Below are 17,350 nucleotides of genomic sequence, written 5' to 3' on the forward strand. Positions count from 1 at the left end.
CTCAGCTATTGACTCATCGAGTACATGTAATGTAAATGTTTACCTTTTGGGATAAGCATAATAGAGGTTGCCTTCTTGAGGCAACCTCTATTATTAATCTCTTCTATTCGTACAGCAGAGGTTTGATCTCATCGGAATCTATATTGTTCTTATCGTACCAGTGAAACCCGGTATCAATATTCTTTTCTACGGTTTCCCCTTTAATCGCCTGCACAGCTGCCTTCACCGCTTGATACCCAATACCAATGGGGTCCTGTGTAACAGCGCCAGCTACAACACCACTACGAATAGCATCCATTAACTGTTTACCGGAGTCAAAGCCGATAACTACAATCTTACCACCCATCTGTAATTCATTTACTGCATTAGCTACTCCTACTGCAGATCCTTCGTTTGAGCCATAGATTCCATTAAGGTCCGGATTGGCTTGCATCATCGCTTTTGCAAGATCCGTGGACTTCAACTGATCTCCACCGCCATATTGCGGCTCTAACACTTCAATATCTGGATATTTCGCTTTCATTTGTTCTAAGAAGCCATCACGACGCTGTTGACCTGTACTGCTTGTTTGGTCATGTACAACTAAACCTACTTTACCCTTTTTGCCGATCAACTCAGCCATTTTATCAGCTGCCAAAGCTGCTGCCGCTTTATTGTCAGTCGCTGCGGTTGCTACAGGAATGTCGCTATCTACACCAGAGTCAAAGCCAATGATTGGAATATTGTTTTCCTTTGCCTTTTCCAGATATGGAATCGCTGCTTTGCTATCGAGAGCTGCTAACGCGATTGCTGCTGGTTTCTTATCTAGCGCCGTCTGCAGCATTTCAATTTGTTTATCTACCTGACTCTCGTTTTCAGGTCCTTCAAACGTAATCTCGACATTAAACTCCTTGGCAGCCTTCTCGGCTCCTTGCTTCACCGCTTGCCAGAATTGATGCTGGAAGCCTTTTGAAATGACAGGGATATATGGTTTGTCTGAACCGGATGCACTCTTCTTACTATCACTGTTGTTACAAGCACCAAGTAAGGTAGTAGCCAGTAACAAACTGGCAAGCATGATAATCCCTCTTCGACGTTGTTTCATTTAAATCTTCCCCCTCGTCATTTGCTTTGTATATCACTCCGTATGGAGCTAATACCTCGTTCATTGCTTCCGTCTGCGAAGAATATCAGCATACACTGCTATGATGATTACAACACCAACAATGACTGTCCGCCATTCCTGAGCAACGGACATAATCTGTAAGCCATTCGTCAGTACACTCATAATCAGTGCACCAATAATTGTACCTAGAATAGAACCTATGCCCCCGCTTAAAGATGTGCCTCCAATGACGACAGCCGCTATAGCTTCAAGTTCATAACCAGTGCCAAGTGATGGTTGGGCTGAATTTAGACGTGATGCCATCAGGATACCAGCGATTCCGCTGAAAATCCCTGTGATGGTATAGATCACAATCTTCCATTTGACCGTATTCACACCTGATAAGCGAGTTGCTTCTTCATTGCTACCAAGTGCAAAGTTATAGCGTCCAATAATGGTCTTCGATAAGATGATGCTTGCGATAACACCGAGCAATAGGAAGATTACGATGGTGTTAGGAATGCCTGGGATCATCTTGCCCATTGCAATCTTGGCAAAAATCGGATCATCATTGAAATAAATCGGCTTGGCACCCGTTATGACAAGTGATAATCCTTTAGTTACCATCATGATCGCCAGAGTAGCAATGAAAGGAGGAATATTCATTTTCGCCACCATTAAACCACTTATAAAGCCGCAAAGTGCACCAGCTAGAATCCCGCCTACAATTCCGAGTGGAACAGGTAGACCCCAGAATGTAATGATGACGCCAACCATCACCGAGGAGAAGGTCATCACAGTACCCAAAGCAAGGTCGATCCCACCCGTAATAATTACAAAGGTTGCGCCCAGCGCTAATACTCCAATTACAGCTGTCGAGACGAGGATTCCAACTAGGTTAGAAAACTGAAAAAAGTTACTTGATGCTACGGAAAATACGATGACCAGAATGATCAAACTTGCGAATGCTAGTAATTTTTGTTTAAACCCTGATTGCGCCCCGGTTTGCTTCGAGCTGATAGGCTGGCTAATCCCTTTATCTGCGATCTTCATGACCTTGACACCTCCGATAAACTCTTGAACGATTATGAACGCATCGTCGCATATTTCATTATCGCTTCTTGCGATGCTTCTTCTGCGAGTAGTTCACCAGTTATACGTCCTTCACACATGACAATAATGCGATGGCTCATTCTTAGAATCTCTGGGAGATCTGAAGAGACTATAATGATCGCTTTTCCCTCACCTGCTAGCTGATCAAGCAACTTATAGATCTCACTTTTCGCTCCTACATCAATACCACGTGTTGGCTCGTCGAAGATTAACACATCGCAATCTCTCGTTAACCATTTCCCGATAACTACTTTTTGCTGATTCCCACCGGATAAGAATTTGACTTTTTGACTTACACTTGGAGTCTTGGTCGCTAGTGCTTCCGCATGCTGCTCCGCGGACTTTCGTATCTCCCGATCCCTCATCCATCCGAATGCATTACGGAATTTATAGAAGGAAGCAATCGCATTATTCATGCTAATGTCCATATCTACAAGCAGCCCGTAGCGTTTGCGATCTTCGGACAAATAGCCAATTCCATGCTGCACGGCTTGGTGAGGCTGTTTTATACGAACCGTATTTCCATGCAGCTTAATCTCACCCTTATCGATAGGATCAGCCCCAAATACGGCACGAACAACCTCAGTACGTCCAGCGCCCATTAATCCAGCGAAGCCCAGAATCTCACCTTTATTCAAATGAAAGCTGATATCCTTCAACATTTGCCCACTGGATAAGTTTCGAACCTCTAGTACGACTTGCTCTGTCTGTAACGAAAGCGTTGGCTTCGACGTTTGATACAGTTCACGACCAACCATCATGCTAATAATCTGATCAATGGTTATTGAATCCGTCCGAACAGTATCCACGTAACAACCATCCCGCATGACTGTAATGCGGTCTGTGATCCGTTTCAACTCATCCATGCGGTGAGAGATGTATATAATACCTACACCTTTTTCTCGTAATTGCTCGATCATACGGAATAACTCGTTAATTTCCGTATCTGTCAACGCTGCAGTTGGTTCATCCATGATCAGTACCTCCGCATTGAAGGACAAAGCTTTGGCGATTTCAACCATTTGCTGATTAGCAACTGTCAGATCTGAGACCAAAGTCTTCGGATCTAGTTTTAGATTCATCTGATCAAACAGTTCCTGCACCTTACGATTTAGCTCCAGATCATCAACGAACCATTTCAGTGCCTTGCGCGGCTCACGACCAATAAATATATTTTGGGCCACTGTAAGATGCGGCATTAGATTTAGTTCCTGATGAATGATACTAATCCCGAGTTCCTGCGCAGCGCGAGTATTGGCAATCTCCACCTCAGATCCTTTGTACCACATCTGACCCGCATCCTTGGAATAGACTCCTGTTGCAATCTTCATTAAGGTAGACTTTCCTGCGCCATTTTCACCGACTAAGGCATGCACTTCCCCACGCTTCAGCTCAAATTGACATTGATTCAATGCATGAACACCAGGAAAAAATTTATCAATCCCCGCCATTCGTAGTAATACTTCGTCCATTTCATATCCACCTCAAATCCTTTATGAATGCCTTTTTGTAAAGTAATCGCTTTCAAATGTTGAATGTAAAATTATTGTATTACCTATAAGTTTCTAATGTAATGGAATATTCTCCGTAAAAAAGTTTAAAATTTTATGTTTTGAAGCAAGCAAAAAAGACTACACCGTCCTTTTACGGACAAAGTAGCCTTTAGATTAGCTCATATGTGTATAACAGTTGTAATCCTTACATTCGAATAGCCTACAGGTTCTGACCCTTTCCAGCCACCAAGGTGAATGTCTTTGGTATTCCTTTATCATAAACATCCGAGGATAGATTGGGTTCTTCGATCAATTGGCGGATCACAAGCCCGGAACTGGCAGCAGCTGTTACAATTTCTCCAAGCGTCCAGCGGCGCCAATATACAACGCTATGTTCCTGTTCGTCTATTGGTTTGCCTGTGGAAGGCAAATACTTAGAGTACGAGACCTTTTTTTCTTCCAATGTCGTATCGAAATAGTCCCCGCTAACTTTGTGCTTACGAACCTTCGCTGTAGAACCCTTAGAGGATATCAGCTTAGTTGTCACAGGATGGAAATCACGTAGAACAAAAATCCCACCAGGAGAAAGTAAATGGCGGACGGTTTCCATAAACGGTGCTAGGTCGGTAAAGTAGTGTACAATTCCTAATTCAGCAAATACGATATCATATGAACCATCGAGCACGTGATCTGGCAGCTTAAGAACATCCGATACGATATAGTTAAGCTGAACACCTGCTTCTTGTGCGAGATCAGCTGCATAACGCGCATTAGCTTCTGAGAAGTCAGCAACAGTAAGGTCTGCTCCAAGTAATGACAGCGCGACTGCCTTCATTCCGTTTGATCCCATGAGATTCATCATCTTTTTACCCTGTACATCTCCAAAATAAGAAGAGAGCGGGTACAGCTTAGCACTTGGTTCCTTGATTAACTTGGCTGCAGCCTCAGACGGTGTACCAAATCGAGCAACCCAAGCTGTGTACGTGTCTTCGTTCCATAGTTCCTCACTCGTTGGCGCAGTGCCTTTTCCAGGATGCAGTTCTAAATTTTGATCTTGTTCTTCCATACCTTGCGACCCCTTTATGATTAAAATATCTGTTATGAAGCATTCTGAATGGCATCTGCCACCTGAATCGTTTTCTTTCTTCCAGCGTACAAATATACACCCAGTCCAAACATAACCAAAAGTCCACCTGCCCATTGTAGCGCAGTTAATTGTTCACCTAATAGCAGATAAGCAAGGATACTAGCCCCCACTGGTTCTCCTAAGATGTTCATAGATACCGTAGTTGCGGATACATACTGAAGCAGCCAATTAAATAAAATATGACCAAACACCGTAGGAACAACTGCTAGCAATAGGAAAATCCCCCACTCATTCGCAGGATAATTAAAAAAGGAAATCCCCATGAACAGATTGTAAATGGCAAACACACCAGCCGCTGATAAGAAAACTATCAAGCTGTACAGGTATGAGGGCATGCGCACTACAAGCTTTTGACCGATAAGCATATGCACAGCTACCGCTACTGTTCCTCCAACCGATAACAAATCACCTTTAAGATTATCTGCAGAGATACCAATATCTCCCCAGCCGATAAACACTACTCCGCCAATAGCAATACTCAGCCCCAGAATAGCAGACACAGCCGTTTTTTCCTTATACAAAAAATAAACGCCCAGCATAATAAACACTGGCTCCAGCGCCATGATCATCGTTGAACTAGCTACCGAAGTATACTTCAAAGAGCCCATCCAAAGCAAAAAATGTAGAGCTAGCATAGTGCCTGAGAGCACTAGCATGATCCAGTCTTTTTTACGAAGAGCGAACGCTGCTCCGCTGTATGGTTTTGCAAAAGGCAACATCAGCAGCGAGGTGAACAACAGCCGATACATTCCTTGTATAGATGCTGGCGCTGCAGACCACTTAATAAAAATGGCGGAAAAAGAGATGGCCACAATCCCAATCAACATTAAAATCGGAATAGGAAGTGGCGGTTTTTTAAGCTTCACATGGTACGCGTCCTTTCACTATCTTAAGTCACTTATGTTAATTTAACGCAGACCGTGAAAAAATGCATCTATTTTCATTAGATTTCACTAAAAAAAGCATAAGCAATGTCATTTCTGACGAGAGCTCATGCTTCTTAAAGGCTAAGGTTTCAGAACCACCTTTATGCAATCCTCTTTTTTCTCACTAAAAATGTCATAGCCATGCTCCGCTTTGCTGATAGGCAAGCGATGTGTAATGATATCTGTGGGATCAAATTTATTCTCTTTAATCATCTTATAGAGCAAAGGCATATAGTGAATCACTGGAGCCTGTCCCATTTTTAAAGTAATGTTGCGTTCAAATAGATGACCCAAAGGGAACATATTGTAATTAAGCCCATAAACTCCTACAAGCTGAATAGTTCCGAATTTTCGTACGATATCCGAGGCCATTCTAAATGCACTGAGTGAGCCTCCCTGTAGCTTCAGAGTGGTTTCCACTTTCTCCAATGCAGATATTTTGGCATCCAAACCTACACAGTCAATAACTACATCTGCTCCCCCATGTGTTATCTCCTTCAAATGAGCTTCAATATCTTTAATCTCTTCAAAGTTGTAAATTTCGACATTATTGGTCAGCTTCGCATGCTGCAGACGGTAGCCGATATGATCAACCGCAATGACTCTTGAGGCGCCTTTGATCCAGGCAAATTTCTGAGTAAGCAGTCCAACAGGCCCGCAGCCGAGAACAATGACTGTATCCCCTGGCTTCACTCCGCCGCTTTCGACTCCCCACCAAGCAGTAGGTACAATATCAGATAAGAAAAGAATTTTTTCATCTTCCATTTCTGCATCCTCAGGAACGACAAAAGGGCCGAAATTACCATAAGGAACCCGCAGTAATTCGGCTTGCCCTCCTGCAAATCCCCCATAAGTATCGGAATAACCCAGATATCCGCCTGTATCCTTGGCGTCATTAGCATTGTCGCATTGACTCTCCATCTCATGCTGGCAGAAGTAGCACTGACCACAGGCTACATTAAAGGGAATAATGATCCGGTCGCCTTTCTTGACTTTAGTTACGTCTGGACCGGTCTCCTCAACAATCCCCATGGGCTCATGACCAATAATATAGTCATCATGCATACCTGGAATTTCACCGTTAAAAATGTGCAGATCTGAGCCACAAATCGCTGTAGTGGTAATTCGAACGATAATGTCATCCTTTTTCTCAATCTTCGGATCAGCTACCTCTTTAACTTTCACTTTCTTCTTCCCTTGGTAGGTTAATGCTTTCATGCTGTTAATCCGCTCCTTTGGAAATGGTATAGAGATATAAGGATCACACCTTTCTATGTTATATCCCTATGCCTATCCTCTTATCCATGAAGAAGCGGAGAATACATCATAAGCGCATAGTTATCGGTTACAGCTTCATCTCCAACTAGGTCGCCGGTACGTGTGAATATTTTTCGACTGATCTTATTGCTACGAATATATCCGCCCCATGGTTCTAGGCTTATCCGATGATCACTTTCGTACACTTCATATTTATAAAGGGACTGCTCATCGCATCTCCATTCCCCATGCAAATGGCTGTCATCCAGCCAGAGCTTTAATTGATACGTTTGATTCGTGTTATTCTTCATTTGAAGATCCAAATAATTATAAGAACAGGTGGCCCCGCTTCCAAATGGCTGTGTACGCTGTTCATCTGGAAATACATCATAGCTGTGCCGATGCCGTTCTGTAACCGTAAGAGGTGTATGCAGTGTCATCCAGTAGATCAGATTGGACAACTGGCACAGTCCCCCGCCAACTCCAGAATGGAAGCCACCATAATGCAGCACCATCCCCTCTAGATACCCTTTTCGCTTACTGGGCTTACCGATGCTTCTCCAATAGGAAAAAGTCTCACCCGGACGCACCAAGAGCCCATCCAGCTTCGCTATCGCCAGACGTAAATTGGTTATTTTATTGTATTGAAGCACCATATCTACATTCCGTAGACTTCTTAATAACGGTGTAGCATGAGTCATCACTTCATTAGATAAAATTTCACTAGTGCGCTGCTTCGCCACCTTGCTGCGGCTAGTGCACCATTTCAAATATCTTTTCCAAATAAAATATCGCTTTCCGGCAAATAGTCTAAGTCGAGAACGCTGAATAGGTTTCATGGCAGCCTGAGGTGTATTCATCTAGAACTGAACCTCGCTTTCAGCTCGTAACTGGGCGAATCTCCCTCCGATTACCGCATTATGATGCTTAACGATCTCACTACTATTCAGAACCCCATTATCAAAGGTGCTATGAGCATCTTGGACGAGAACACTCTTATACCCCATACTGTATGCGCGTCTTATTGTCGTATCTAGGCAGAACTCACTTTGCATCCCACAAATCACCAGATTCGTGATCCCCAGCTTCTGTAGCTCCTCTTGCAGTTCGGTTCGGTGAAAAGCATCCCAAGTAGGCTTCTCCACAATAACTTCGCCTTCCTGCGGTGTGATGCGGTGACTGATCTGCCATGTGGGCGTACCTTTTGTATATTCCTCATCTTCGGTGTGTTGAATATAAACTATTGGAGTACCTGCAACCCTAGCTTTGTTCTGAAGGGAAATAATTCTCTCCATTACACCCTCTTCATCGTACAGCTTTTGATCAGGATAGGAGAACATAGCTTCTTGAACATCGATAATTAATAGTGCAGTTGAATTTCCCATTTAGTACCTCCTACAATTTTTATGAAAATCATACCAGATTATGGGACATTCTATCTACCTATTTAAAGGCTTAAATCAATAAAAAAAGGGCATCTGCTGAGCAGACACCCGTTACATTTAAATACTTTTTACTTGCCACGCTTATTGTGCCAGATCAATGCATGCAGCTGTGGAAGGACACGTACTCTATTCATATCAGCGTCTACGATTACTTTATTAAACAACCATTCCAGCCTTCCCAAAAGTCGAGCAGAAATGTCGCCTTCTTCAGTGACATCATCATTCCCAGGCTGCAGAAAGAGCTGCACATTGGGATATCGCTGGTGAATGTCTTTTGCATAATCAAAATCCTTATCGTCAAACACTACGACCTTCAAGCTATGCATAGAACGACCCAGTTTCTCCATTTTACTCATGATGTTATCTAGAATTTCCCAATTCGTCGTCATTCCTGAGCTTGGGGGTTTAGGGCTAATTGTCAGCACATCCACGTCATTGAACCAATCCTGCCATTTACTCCCCTGAGTTTCTATTGCAGCTTGTATCCCTCGCTCATGTAGCAGGTTAATAAAAGAGCCCAGCCCATCACCAATCAAAGCAGGATTTCCGCCTGAAATCGTAACACAGTCGAAATTATCTCCAGCTATAGCTAAAAGTTCATTCATAATTTCCTCCGAGGTCATCATTCGAACCTTATCCTTAGCAGTACCATCCCAAGTAAAAGCAGAGTCACACCAGCCACAGCGATAATCACAGCCATAGGTGCGGACAAACATTGTCTTCACACCAATTACCGCACCTTCACCTTGAATGGTCGGACCGAACATTTCAATTACAGGAATCTTACTCACAGTCACAGCCTCCATACAAGCGGTAAGATGGTCCATCCTCAGGGATATCTTCAGCCAGCACTTCTGCCCAGGAGGTTGGTGTCTCCCATAGCTTTACAGCATACAAGGGCAGCCCTGCCTGCTTAAGCTTATAGGCAATATAACAGGACATATTTTCAACTGTGGTGCGGAAAGACAACAAAGCTACTTTGGAACCCGTATTCGTTAATGTCTCTAACACAGGTTCGTTTCCCATAGCGAGAAAAGCGTGATCTAGACGGTCTACAAGGCTTTGTTGCACAGTCGTCTTGATATCACTGAAGTCAATAACAAACCCTTCGTCTGAATGGCCTTCCGTAGCCTCTGGTTTGCCCTTAAGCACTACTTCGAGCTTATAAGTATGTCCATGCAGATTGCTACATTTCCCTTTGTGACCAATTAATTGATGCGCCGCATCAAACGTAAATATTTTGCAGACTGAAACCTCGTTAAGCATTAAGATCCGGCCTCCATTCTCTCCGCCTCATATTGCTCAAGACCACGCTGACGCAACAGACAGGCTGGACAAGTACCGCAGCCACTGCCAATAATACCGTTGTAACAGGTCAATGTGTGTTCGCGAACATAATCAAAATAACCCAGTTCATCGGCCATTTTCCACGTTTCTTTTTTATCCAGCCACATCAATGGAGTGTGTATCGCAAACTCATAGTCCATAGATAAATTCAGCGTAACATTCAATGATTTCACAAATACATCACGGCAGTCCGGATACCCGCTAAAGTCCGTTTGGCAGACACCAGTGACGATATGGGAGTAACCCAATTGTTTAGCTAATATTGCGGAAAAAGACAAAAATAACAGATTCCGTCCGTCAACAAATGTACTAGGAAGCTCATCACCTTCGCCAGCAACGATATCAATATCCTGGCGGGTTAGTGCATTTGGTGCCAGCTGATTAAGCAGCCCAAGATCAAGGATATGCTGTTTTACATTAAACTTAGCTGCTATTTCTGTAGCAACTTCGATTTCAGCCGCATGACGCTGATTATAATTAAAGGTAACTACCTGCACTTCCTCAAACTGCTTCAATGCCCAAACCAGGCAAGTGGTGCTATCTTGTCCGCCGCTAAATACGACGAGTGCTTTTTTGTTCATCTTAATCTCTCCTTATCAACTTGTTGGGATTAGCGGTTATCCACTTTTTCTGGATAGAGGTCGTGATTCATTAAGCGGTGCTCCGCCATCGCCTCATACTTCGTACCCGGTCTTCCATAGTTGCAATAAGGATCAATAGATATGCCTCCACGCGGAGTGAACTTGCCCCATACCTCAATGTATCGTGGGTCCATCAGTGAGATCAGATCATTCATAATAATGTTGACGCAGTCCTCATGAAAGTCACCGTGGTTACGGAAACTAAACAGATACAGCTTTAATGATTTAGATTCCACCATTTTCTGTTCAGGAATATACGAAATATACAGTGTGGCAAAATCCGGCTGACCAGTAACAGGACATAAGCTAGTAAACTCAGGGCAGTTGAATTTAACAAAATAATCACGCCCTGGATGCTTGTTATCAAACACCTCAAGAATAGCTGGATCATAACCAAACTTGTACTGCGTTCCCTGATTACCAAGTAAAGTGACTTCTTGCATTTCCTCTTTCAATCTTCCTTCTGACACGACAAAAAACCCCTCTCTTTTCCTTCGGCCTTGGCCGGTAATGGAAAGAAGAACGAGATTTCGAAAACTTTGCTCCACTAAGAAGAAACGGAAGCAACGTCCGGGTTAAGGACTGCATCCGCTTATAAGATTTAATATACTCTTAGTTTTTTATAGAGGGAGTTCGCGAACCTCTCCTGCACAATCCGTGCAGACTTCTTCTTCATGCATATTGCGTCTTGAACTATACCATGGTAATTTGCTTCTGACAAGTTCTACGCTTTGCCCGTCTTCTGAATCCAGAGCGAAAGCACCACAATCCACAAGAGCAAAAGCAGGCTTTCTAGGAGCAATACTCCTTCTCCATTTAGAATACTGTTCAAATTCTGGACGATTTCAATACTTGGCAGAATTACAAAGATCGGATAGGTCCACTCTGGAAGAGCGACGTACACAGAAGCTACTAAGAAAAAAACGACCATAAATGCGGAGCAAATGGCTGAACCATTTTTGGAGGAACTTACCTTTAAACCAATGATAATTCCAACTTGCACAAAGATAATTCCACCCAATAACATATACATTAAGGAAGGGAGTAAATCCATTGTCAAACCTTGATTTAGTACATAAACAATCAGCTGTGATAACAAAGAAAAAACAAGAACAGATCCAGCTTTCGCTGTAATAATCTGGCCTCTGCTTAGCGGAGTAATCAACAGCGCATCATAAGTCTTACTCTCCCGCTCCTCAATTAATCCTGGGCCGGTAATCATGATCCCAACCATCACTTGCGCAAATAATATCCATGTAGAAAAAAGCATGAAGTCCAAACCGCTCTTGTCCACTACAGTGATGATGATTTTAGCCATAAATATAGGCAAAATTATTAGAATTACAGTCGCAGGATTACGCAGTATATCCTTACTTTCATGTTTAAACAGCTTCCATATCTGATAACTCAACTTAGCTCACTTCCCGTCAGGGCAGCGAATACATCTGCCAGCGAAGCTTCTTTACTGTGCATACTTAGAATTTGATTCGTAGACATTAGCTGATAGATATGATCTTTAGTAGCTTCTTCTGCAATCGGCCAGGATTTCATAACCACTTTCCCATCCTGCTGATATTTAACTTCAATTTCTGGTTTACCATAAATGGTCTTAAGTCTATGCGGTTCATCGAGTGCCACCAAAGCACCAGCGTGCATGATGCCCACTCTATCGCTTAATGCCTCGGCTTCGTGCATATCATGCGTCGTTAAGACGATGGTTGTGCCTTCTTCTTGAATTCTCTTGACGTGATTACGTATGAGTGAAGCTGAATTTGGATCTAACCCACTTGTAGGCTCATCTAAAAACAACACTTGAGGCTTATGTAATAATGCTCTGGCGATTAGAACACGCTGCTTCCAGCCTTTGGATAAGCTGCTTACTTTAGCTTTTTCCTTATCTAACAGCTGGAGGGTTTCCATGACTTCATTCACTCGATTTCCTGCTACCCTATACAGATCAGCGAACAGCTCCAGATTATTTCGAATAGAACTACGCATGTATAGGTTCGGAAGCTCGAAAACAACACCAATTTGAGCATGGATTTCTTTTTTATGACATGAAATATTCATGCCATTAATTAAAATTTCTCCGCTTGTAGACTGAAGAAGCCCTGTCATCATTCGCATCGTTGTAGTCTTCCCTGCACCATTGGGACCTAGAAATCCAAAGACCTCACCTTTCTCCACCGTGAAAGTAATTCGATCAACTGCACACCTCTCCTGATAATATTTTGAGACCTCAGTTAGCTGAATCAATAACACTCCCCCCTTTTTAGAATAGTTAACTTTCTTCTATCCTTATTCTGGTTGTAGAGGATTATCTCTGTTGTTGCTATTCTGTAACATTCGCTATTCCTTAGTACCTTCCTTTGTTCAAATCTGCTCAGATGTGGCAAAAATAAGGATTCAAATCCTAAGAAAAGGGTAACTTAAACATAATAATCTTCGAGGTAAGGGTGGGATCATCTAATGGAACAAAGTATACAGAAACTTATGGACTGGATTAACAGTCATGTGAATGAAACTATTGTAATTGAAAAGAAAGAGCTTCGTGATCTGGATAAAATTCATTTTAATCTAGAGGCTGTTGAGTTTCGGAGTGCGGAGGATGTTATCGATGATTATCTTGGGAGTGCATTAATATTAAAAGGATTTGGCAGCACTTTAAACGCCGATGGTGAGCTAGTATCGCTACCACACTCCACCTATGACTTAGCTATTGACGGGCTTCGGATTGAGGACATAAGTGATCGCAAGGCGGAAATAACTACTGAAAGAGCTAAATATACCCTTTCAGTGGATTAAACCATATGTAATGACAGCAAAAGAGCCCACAGTAATCTGTGGGCTCTTTCTAATTAATAGTTACTCTTCTCCAATGATCTCCACTTCAGTTTCAAGCTCCACTCCGAATTTATCCTTCACAGTCGCTCTTACATGGTGAATTAGCCCAATGTAATCGCTGGCGGTTGCATTATCAGCATTCACAATAAATCCTGCATGCTTCTTGGATACCTCAGCACCACCGATTCTTGTTCCCTGTAAGCCACTCTCTTGAATTAACTGACCTGCAAACCGACCTGGAGGACGTTTAAAGACACTCCCACAGGAGGGATACTCAAGCGGTTGCTTGGATTCACGCAAGTAAGTAAGTTCATCCATTTTCGCCTTGATGGATAATGCATCTCCGGAAGTCAAAGCAAATTTCGCCTCAAGCACGATGTATTCACCGCTTGCGAACACGCTTTTTCTGTAACCCCATTGCAGTTCATCCCCTTGCAGAGTCACCAATTGCCCGCTCTTAGTTATAGCCAGCGCACTGTGCAATACATCTTTAACTTCTCCGCCATAAGCACCTGCGTTCATGTAAAGCGCTCCACCAACCGTTCCTGGAATGCCACAGGCGAACTCAAGACCCGTAAGCTCCATATCCAGTGCATATCTGGAAACATCAATAATCTTGGCTCCACACTCCGCATATAAGAGATTGTCTCGAATCCCCACATCCGTTAGTCCTGCTGTTTGCAGAACTATTCCGCGCACACCTCCATCACGGATAATCACATTGGAGCCGTTCCCAAGTACCGTAAGGTTTATCCCATTCTGTTCCGCATATGTAACGATCTTTTGAATTTCCTCATAAGTAGCTGGTGCTGCCAAAATATCAGCTTTACCGCCCATTTTGGTATACACGTGATCTTTTAAGTTCTCATGACTCTTCACAATCCCTGCAGTCATTAACTGCTCTAGGTCATTTTGAATTTTGTCAATATTCATGTTTCATGCTCCTTTAACCATGTATAAATGATGGTCCTTGATCTATTTTTAGTAGTAGTATCATGGATTTGTAGGCAACCACAACTGTAACAACGAACAGGCTCCCTTGTCAATGACGGGAGCCTGTTCGTGTATGATTTTCGATTATGATTACACAGCTTTGTAGGCCGCAAGCTCGTAAGGAAGACACAGCGGCACACCTGTACGTGGATCTGGAACAATATCTGCCTCAATTCCAAAAACTTCACGCAGTACATCTGGTGTCATAACTTCTGTAGGTGAGCCTTCACTAACCACAGTACCGGACTTAATAGCTACCATATGCTGCGCATAACGAGTAGCATGATTCAAGTCATGCACTACCATGATAATGGTACGGCCTTCTTCCTCATTCAGCTTTTGCAGAAGCTGTAGAACTTCAAGCTGGTGAGCCATATCTAGAAATGTTGTTGGTTCGTCCAGGAATAGAATGTCAGTTTCTTGCGCCAATGCCATAGCGATCCAAGCACGCTGACGTTGTCCTCCAGATAAGCGGTCAATCGGACGGTCATGGAAAGGCTCCATACCTGTAACAGTGATTGCGTTGGAGATAATGCTGCGATCCTCTGCTGTCATTGTGCCAAATCCTTTTTGATGCGGGAAGCGACCATAGCTGACAAGTTCAGAGACCGTTAGTCCGTCTGGAGCTGTTGGGTTTTGCGGTAAGATCGCAAGCTGACGAGCTACCTCTTTCGTTGAAAAGTTATGGATCGATTTACCGTCCAACATTACACTGCCGCTCTTAGGCTTCATGATCCGGGCCATTGTTTTAAGAATTGTAGATTTACCAGAACCGTTAGCGCCCACTAGTGCGGTTATTTTTCCCGTAGGGATAGTTAAGTTCAACCCTTTAACAATTGTAGCCTCTGCATACCCAATACTTAACTCTTCTGTGTTCAAACGTTCTGACATGTTAACAACTCCTTAAAAGTTTTATGGAGCTATGCTCCTAGAATGAACTACATAGTAAAACTCGCTTCGTACGCATTATGCTTTCGATTTGGCGAGTAAATATAAAAAGTAAGGTGCACCAATGATCGCAACCACGATGCCTGTTGGAACTTCTGCAGGCTGTAACACCCATCTGCCGATAGTATCAGCAGTAATCATAAGAAGCGCCCCTGTCAACGCACTAGCGGGCAATAATACCTGATGACGGGGTCCAACAAGCTTGCGGGCAAGATGTGGTGCAATTAGGCCGACAAAGCCAATTCCTCCACTTACAGCAACGCAGGAGCCGGCAAGCGCAACTGCAGTCACTAGAAGAAGAATACGCTCCTTCTCCACTCGCATTCCAAGTCCTACTGAAGTATGGTCCCCTAGATTCAATACATTAAGAATACGGGCTTTATAGAAGGCGAACGGTAACAGAATCGCTATCCAAGGTAGCAGAGCAAGGACGAATCTCCAATCGCCACCCCATATTTTCCCGGCGATCCAAGTCGCTACAAACTGATAATTATTGGGATCAAGCCGAAGTGCCAACACCAGCTGGCAAGCGTTAATTCCGGCAGCGACTGCAATCCCGATAAGGATCAACCTTGTTGGAGATAGACCATCTGCTTTTCTATAAGCAAGAATATAGATTAAAGCGGCGGTTAAGCTAGCCCCTCCAAGCGCTAAGAGCGGCAAGACAAATACCGGAGCTGCTGTTGTAGCCGGAAAAAACGAGATAAAAATGATTACCGCAAAACCAGCACCCGCACTTATGCCCAGCGTAGCCGGTTCAGCAAGTGCATTTCTTGCGAGACTTTGTAAAATACAGCCTGACACCGCAAAGCCCGCTCCAACCAACAATGAAATTACGATGCGAGGTAATCTGAAATCAAATAAAATAAGCTTTTGCTGATGAGTTCCATCACCCAGCAGTGTATGTAATACCTCCCGTGGGGATAGACGCATAAATCCTGTATTCATACTGACAATAAAAACAACAACGATCAATATGGCAAGGACCGCTAACACTGTAATAGCACGTGTACGGCGTTCATTTTCATTGGGAGAAAGGGTTGTTCTGTGCATTACAGCTCCCCCTTCCGCTTACTCGCTAAGTAAATAAAGAAAGGTACACCGATGATGGCAATTAATGCGCCTAGCGGCGTCTCATAAGGGGCATTTATCATTCTAGCGGCGATATCCGCAAAGATGATCAATAAGCTCCCAAGAACTGCCGAGCAAGGAATGATCCAGCGATAATCTACTCCAACGAAATAACGTGCTACATGTGGAATAATTAGTCCTATAAAAGCAATCGGGCCAACCATTGAGACTGCACTTCCGGCAAGAACTACTACAACAATCATACATGCCAACTGTACTAATCTTGTCCGCTGCCCCAGACCAACTGCAACTTCTCTTCCTAAGCTGAGCAAGGTGACAGACCGCGATAACATCATCGCTGCGATTAATGCCACGAACACCCAAGGGAAAATAATCTTGATCTGAGTCCAGCTTGCCCCGCCCATTCCGCCAGCCAACCAGAAGGCTATATCTTGGGATAAGTTAAAAAGAATAGCTATGCCCTGACTAACAGCAACCAGTAGTGCACTTACCGCGGAACCTGCCAGCGTCAAACGTAAAGGTGTAAGGCCATTAAAAGATAGCGACCCGATTCCAAATACGATAAAAGAAGCTATAGCAGCACCTATAAAACAAAACAACATAAGTGAAGTGAATGAGATCGAAGGTGCAAAAGCAAAAACTATGGCCAGCGCTACACCTGCTCCCGCATTCAAGCCTAACAGACCTGAATCCGCAAGAGGGTTCCTTGTCATCCCCTGCATGATTGCCCCTGCTACTGCGAAGCAAGCACCGACCAAAGCACCTGCTATCGCGCGAGGAAATCGCAGTTCTCTTATCACCTGATGTTTTTGTACATCTGGATTGAAATGAAATATTGCTTCCCATACCGTAGCTAGCTTGATATCTGCCGCACCCACTGAGACCGAAAGTGCCAGTCCAAAGGCAATGGCAGCGAGTCCAATCACTAGAATACCCATTGCAGCTGCCGGTCGGGTATGTATAGCTTTTTGTGTATCATTTTTATTACGATGTGCGAAATCTGAGGGTGAAACCATGAGT

19 protein-coding genes and 1 riboswitch are annotated in these 17,350 nt (G+C 43.5%); of the genes, 1 reads left to right on the forward strand and 18 read right to left on the reverse strand.

Annotated elements, in window-relative coordinates:
• Window positions 1–103: 103 nt before the first annotated feature.
• From H70737_RS15625 to H70737_RS15690, 14 genes are all read right to left on the reverse strand, one after another.
• Window positions 104–1,084, reverse strand: a complete 981-nt coding sequence (locus H70737_RS15625) for an ABC transporter substrate-binding protein (RefSeq protein WP_042188607.1) — start codon at window positions 1,082–1,084, stop codon at window positions 104–106.
• 60 nt (window positions 1,085–1,144) lie between these two features.
• Window positions 1,145–2,137, reverse strand: coding sequence for an ABC transporter permease (locus tag H70737_RS15630; RefSeq protein WP_042188608.1), 993 nt, complete (start codon window positions 2,135–2,137; stop codon window positions 1,145–1,147).
• Window positions 2,138–2,169: 32 nt separating this feature from the next.
• Window positions 2,170–3,669, reverse strand: a complete 1,500-nt coding sequence (locus H70737_RS15635; RefSeq protein WP_042188609.1) for a sugar ABC transporter ATP-binding protein — start codon at window positions 3,667–3,669, stop codon at window positions 2,170–2,172.
• A 241-nt stretch (window positions 3,670–3,910) separates the two neighbouring features.
• Window positions 3,911–4,756, reverse strand: coding sequence for a class I SAM-dependent methyltransferase (locus H70737_RS15640; RefSeq protein ID WP_042188610.1), 846 nt, complete (start codon window positions 4,754–4,756; stop codon window positions 3,911–3,913).
• Between the two features lie 32 nt (window positions 4,757–4,788).
• Window positions 4,789–5,703, reverse strand: a complete 915-nt coding sequence (locus tag H70737_RS15645) for a DMT family transporter (RefSeq protein ID WP_197071205.1) — start codon at window positions 5,701–5,703, stop codon at window positions 4,789–4,791.
• 141 nt (window positions 5,704–5,844) lie between these two features.
• A complete protein-coding gene (locus H70737_RS15650; protein WP_042188612.1) occupies window positions 5,845–6,981 on the reverse strand; it encodes a zinc-dependent alcohol dehydrogenase in 1,137 nt (378 codons plus the stop codon).
• 80 nt (window positions 6,982–7,061) lie between these two features.
• The gene (locus tag H70737_RS15655; protein ID WP_042188614.1) at window positions 7,062–7,880 is read right to left on the reverse strand and encodes a VanW family protein; all 819 of its coding nucleotides are present in this window, start codon (window positions 7,878–7,880) and stop codon (window positions 7,062–7,064) included.
• Window positions 7,881–8,405, reverse strand: coding sequence for a cysteine hydrolase family protein (locus H70737_RS15660; RefSeq protein ID WP_042188616.1), 525 nt, complete (start codon window positions 8,403–8,405; stop codon window positions 7,881–7,883).
• A 128-nt stretch (window positions 8,406–8,533) separates the two neighbouring features.
• Complete coding sequence (queE, locus tag H70737_RS15665; protein ID WP_042188618.1) at window positions 8,534–9,256, reverse strand: 7-carboxy-7-deazaguanine synthase QueE; 723 nt, start codon at window positions 9,254–9,256, stop codon at window positions 8,534–8,536.
• A complete protein-coding gene (locus H70737_RS15670; protein ID WP_042188620.1) occupies window positions 9,249–9,731 on the reverse strand; it encodes a 6-pyruvoyl trahydropterin synthase family protein in 483 nt (160 codons plus the stop codon). Before H70737_RS15670 ends, queE begins: the two co-directional genes overlap by 8 nt.
• Complete coding sequence (gene queC / locus H70737_RS15675) at window positions 9,731–10,393, reverse strand: 7-cyano-7-deazaguanine synthase QueC (protein ID WP_042188622.1); 663 nt, start codon at window positions 10,391–10,393, stop codon at window positions 9,731–9,733. Before queC ends, H70737_RS15670 begins: the two co-directional genes overlap by 1 nt.
• Before the next feature lie 29 nt (window positions 10,394–10,422).
• A complete protein-coding gene (gene queF / locus H70737_RS15680; RefSeq protein WP_042193989.1) occupies window positions 10,423–10,896 on the reverse strand; it encodes a preQ(1) synthase in 474 nt (157 codons plus the stop codon).
• 163 nt (window positions 10,897–11,059) lie between these two features.
• A riboswitch (PreQ1 riboswitch) is annotated at window positions 11,060–11,103 on the reverse strand.
• 74 nt (window positions 11,104–11,177) lie between these two features.
• Window positions 11,178–11,864: an ABC transporter permease gene (locus tag H70737_RS15685; RefSeq protein ID WP_042188624.1), complete on the reverse strand. Its 687-nt coding sequence runs from the start codon at window positions 11,862–11,864 to the stop codon at window positions 11,178–11,180.
• Window positions 11,861–12,709 (reverse strand): ABC transporter ATP-binding protein, encoded by an 849-nt coding sequence (locus H70737_RS15690; protein ID WP_042188626.1) that lies wholly within the window; start codon window positions 12,707–12,709, stop codon window positions 11,861–11,863. The genes H70737_RS15685 and H70737_RS15690 overlap by 4 nt, the downstream gene beginning before the upstream one ends.
• Before the next feature lie 213 nt (window positions 12,710–12,922).
• Here H70737_RS15690 and H70737_RS15695 point away from each other — a divergent pair, with 213 nt between their 5' ends.
• Window positions 12,923–13,258 carry a protein YmzB gene (locus H70737_RS15695; RefSeq protein WP_042188628.1) on the forward strand — a complete coding sequence of 112 codons (336 nt, stop codon included), beginning with the start codon at window positions 12,923–12,925 and terminating at the stop codon, window positions 13,256–13,258.
• 60 nt (window positions 13,259–13,318) lie between these two features.
• Here H70737_RS15695 and murB read toward each other — a convergent pair whose 3' ends face one another.
• The 4 genes from murB to H70737_RS15715 form a co-directional block, all read right to left on the reverse strand.
• The gene (murB, locus tag H70737_RS15700; protein ID WP_042188630.1) at window positions 13,319–14,230 is read right to left on the reverse strand and encodes a UDP-N-acetylmuramate dehydrogenase; all 912 of its coding nucleotides are present in this window, start codon (window positions 14,228–14,230) and stop codon (window positions 13,319–13,321) included.
• Window positions 14,231–14,380: 150 nt separating this feature from the next.
• Window positions 14,381–15,181 (reverse strand): ABC transporter ATP-binding protein, encoded by an 801-nt coding sequence (locus H70737_RS15705; protein WP_042188632.1) that lies wholly within the window; start codon window positions 15,179–15,181, stop codon window positions 14,381–14,383.
• A gap of 75 nt (window positions 15,182–15,256) precedes the next feature.
• Window positions 15,257–16,291 carry a FecCD family ABC transporter permease gene (locus H70737_RS15710; protein WP_042188634.1) on the reverse strand — a complete coding sequence of 345 codons (1,035 nt, stop codon included), beginning with the start codon at window positions 16,289–16,291 and terminating at the stop codon, window positions 15,257–15,259.
• A complete protein-coding gene (locus H70737_RS15715; RefSeq protein WP_042188636.1) occupies window positions 16,291–17,346 on the reverse strand; it encodes a FecCD family ABC transporter permease in 1,056 nt (351 codons plus the stop codon). The genes H70737_RS15710 and H70737_RS15715 overlap by 1 nt, the downstream gene beginning before the upstream one ends.
• Window positions 17,347–17,350: the final 4 nt, after the last annotated feature.

It is taken from the genome of Paenibacillus sp. FSL H7-0737 (assembly GCF_000758545.1).
Lineage (GTDB): Bacteria > Bacillota > Bacilli > Paenibacillales > Paenibacillaceae > Paenibacillus_AQ.

Coding starts and splice junctions, on each gene's coding strand:
- murB (WP_042188630.1), bottom strand. CDS start 14,230: ATGAATATTGACAAAATTCAAAATGACCTAGAGCAGTTAATGACTGCA.
- H70737_RS15670 (WP_042188620.1), bottom strand. CDS start 9,731: ATGCTTAACGAGGTTTCAGTCTGCAAAATATTTACGTTTGATGCGGCG.
- H70737_RS15625 (WP_042188607.1), bottom strand. CDS start 1,084: ATGAAACAACGTCGAAGAGGGATTATCATGCTTGCCAGTTTGTTACTG.
- queC (WP_042188622.1), bottom strand. CDS start 10,393: ATGAACAAAAAAGCACTCGTCGTATTTAGCGGCGGACAAGATAGCACC.
- H70737_RS15705 (WP_042188632.1), bottom strand. CDS start 15,181: ATGTCAGAACGTTTGAACACAGAAGAGTTAAGTATTGGGTATGCAGAG.
- H70737_RS15630 (WP_042188608.1), bottom strand. CDS start 2,137: ATGAAGATCGCAGATAAAGGGATTAGCCAGCCTATCAGCTCGAAGCAA.
- H70737_RS15640 (WP_042188610.1), bottom strand. CDS start 4,756: ATGGAAGAACAAGATCAAAATTTAGAACTGCATCCTGGAAAAGGCACT.
- H70737_RS15710 (WP_042188634.1), bottom strand. CDS start 16,291: ATGCACAGAACAACCCTTTCTCCCAATGAAAATGAACGCCGTACACGT.
- H70737_RS15660 (WP_042188616.1), bottom strand. CDS start 8,405: ATGGGAAATTCAACTGCACTATTAATTATCGATGTTCAAGAAGCTATG.
- H70737_RS15655 (WP_042188614.1), bottom strand. CDS start 7,880: ATGAATACACCTCAGGCTGCCATGAAACCTATTCAGCGTTCTCGACTT.
- queF (WP_042193989.1), bottom strand. CDS start 10,896: ATGCAAGAAGTCACTTTACTTGGTAATCAGGGAACGCAGTACAAGTTT.
- H70737_RS15715 (WP_042188636.1), bottom strand. CDS start 17,346: ATGGTTTCACCCTCAGATTTCGCACATCGTAATAAAAATGATACACAA.
- H70737_RS15650 (WP_042188612.1), bottom strand. CDS start 6,981: ATGAAAGCATTAACCTACCAAGGGAAGAAGAAAGTGAAAGTTAAAGAG.
- H70737_RS15695 (WP_042188628.1), top strand. CDS start 12,923: ATGGAACAAAGTATACAGAAACTTATGGACTGGATTAACAGTCATGTG.
- H70737_RS15635 (WP_042188609.1), bottom strand. CDS start 3,669: ATGGACGAAGTATTACTACGAATGGCGGGGATTGATAAATTTTTTCCT.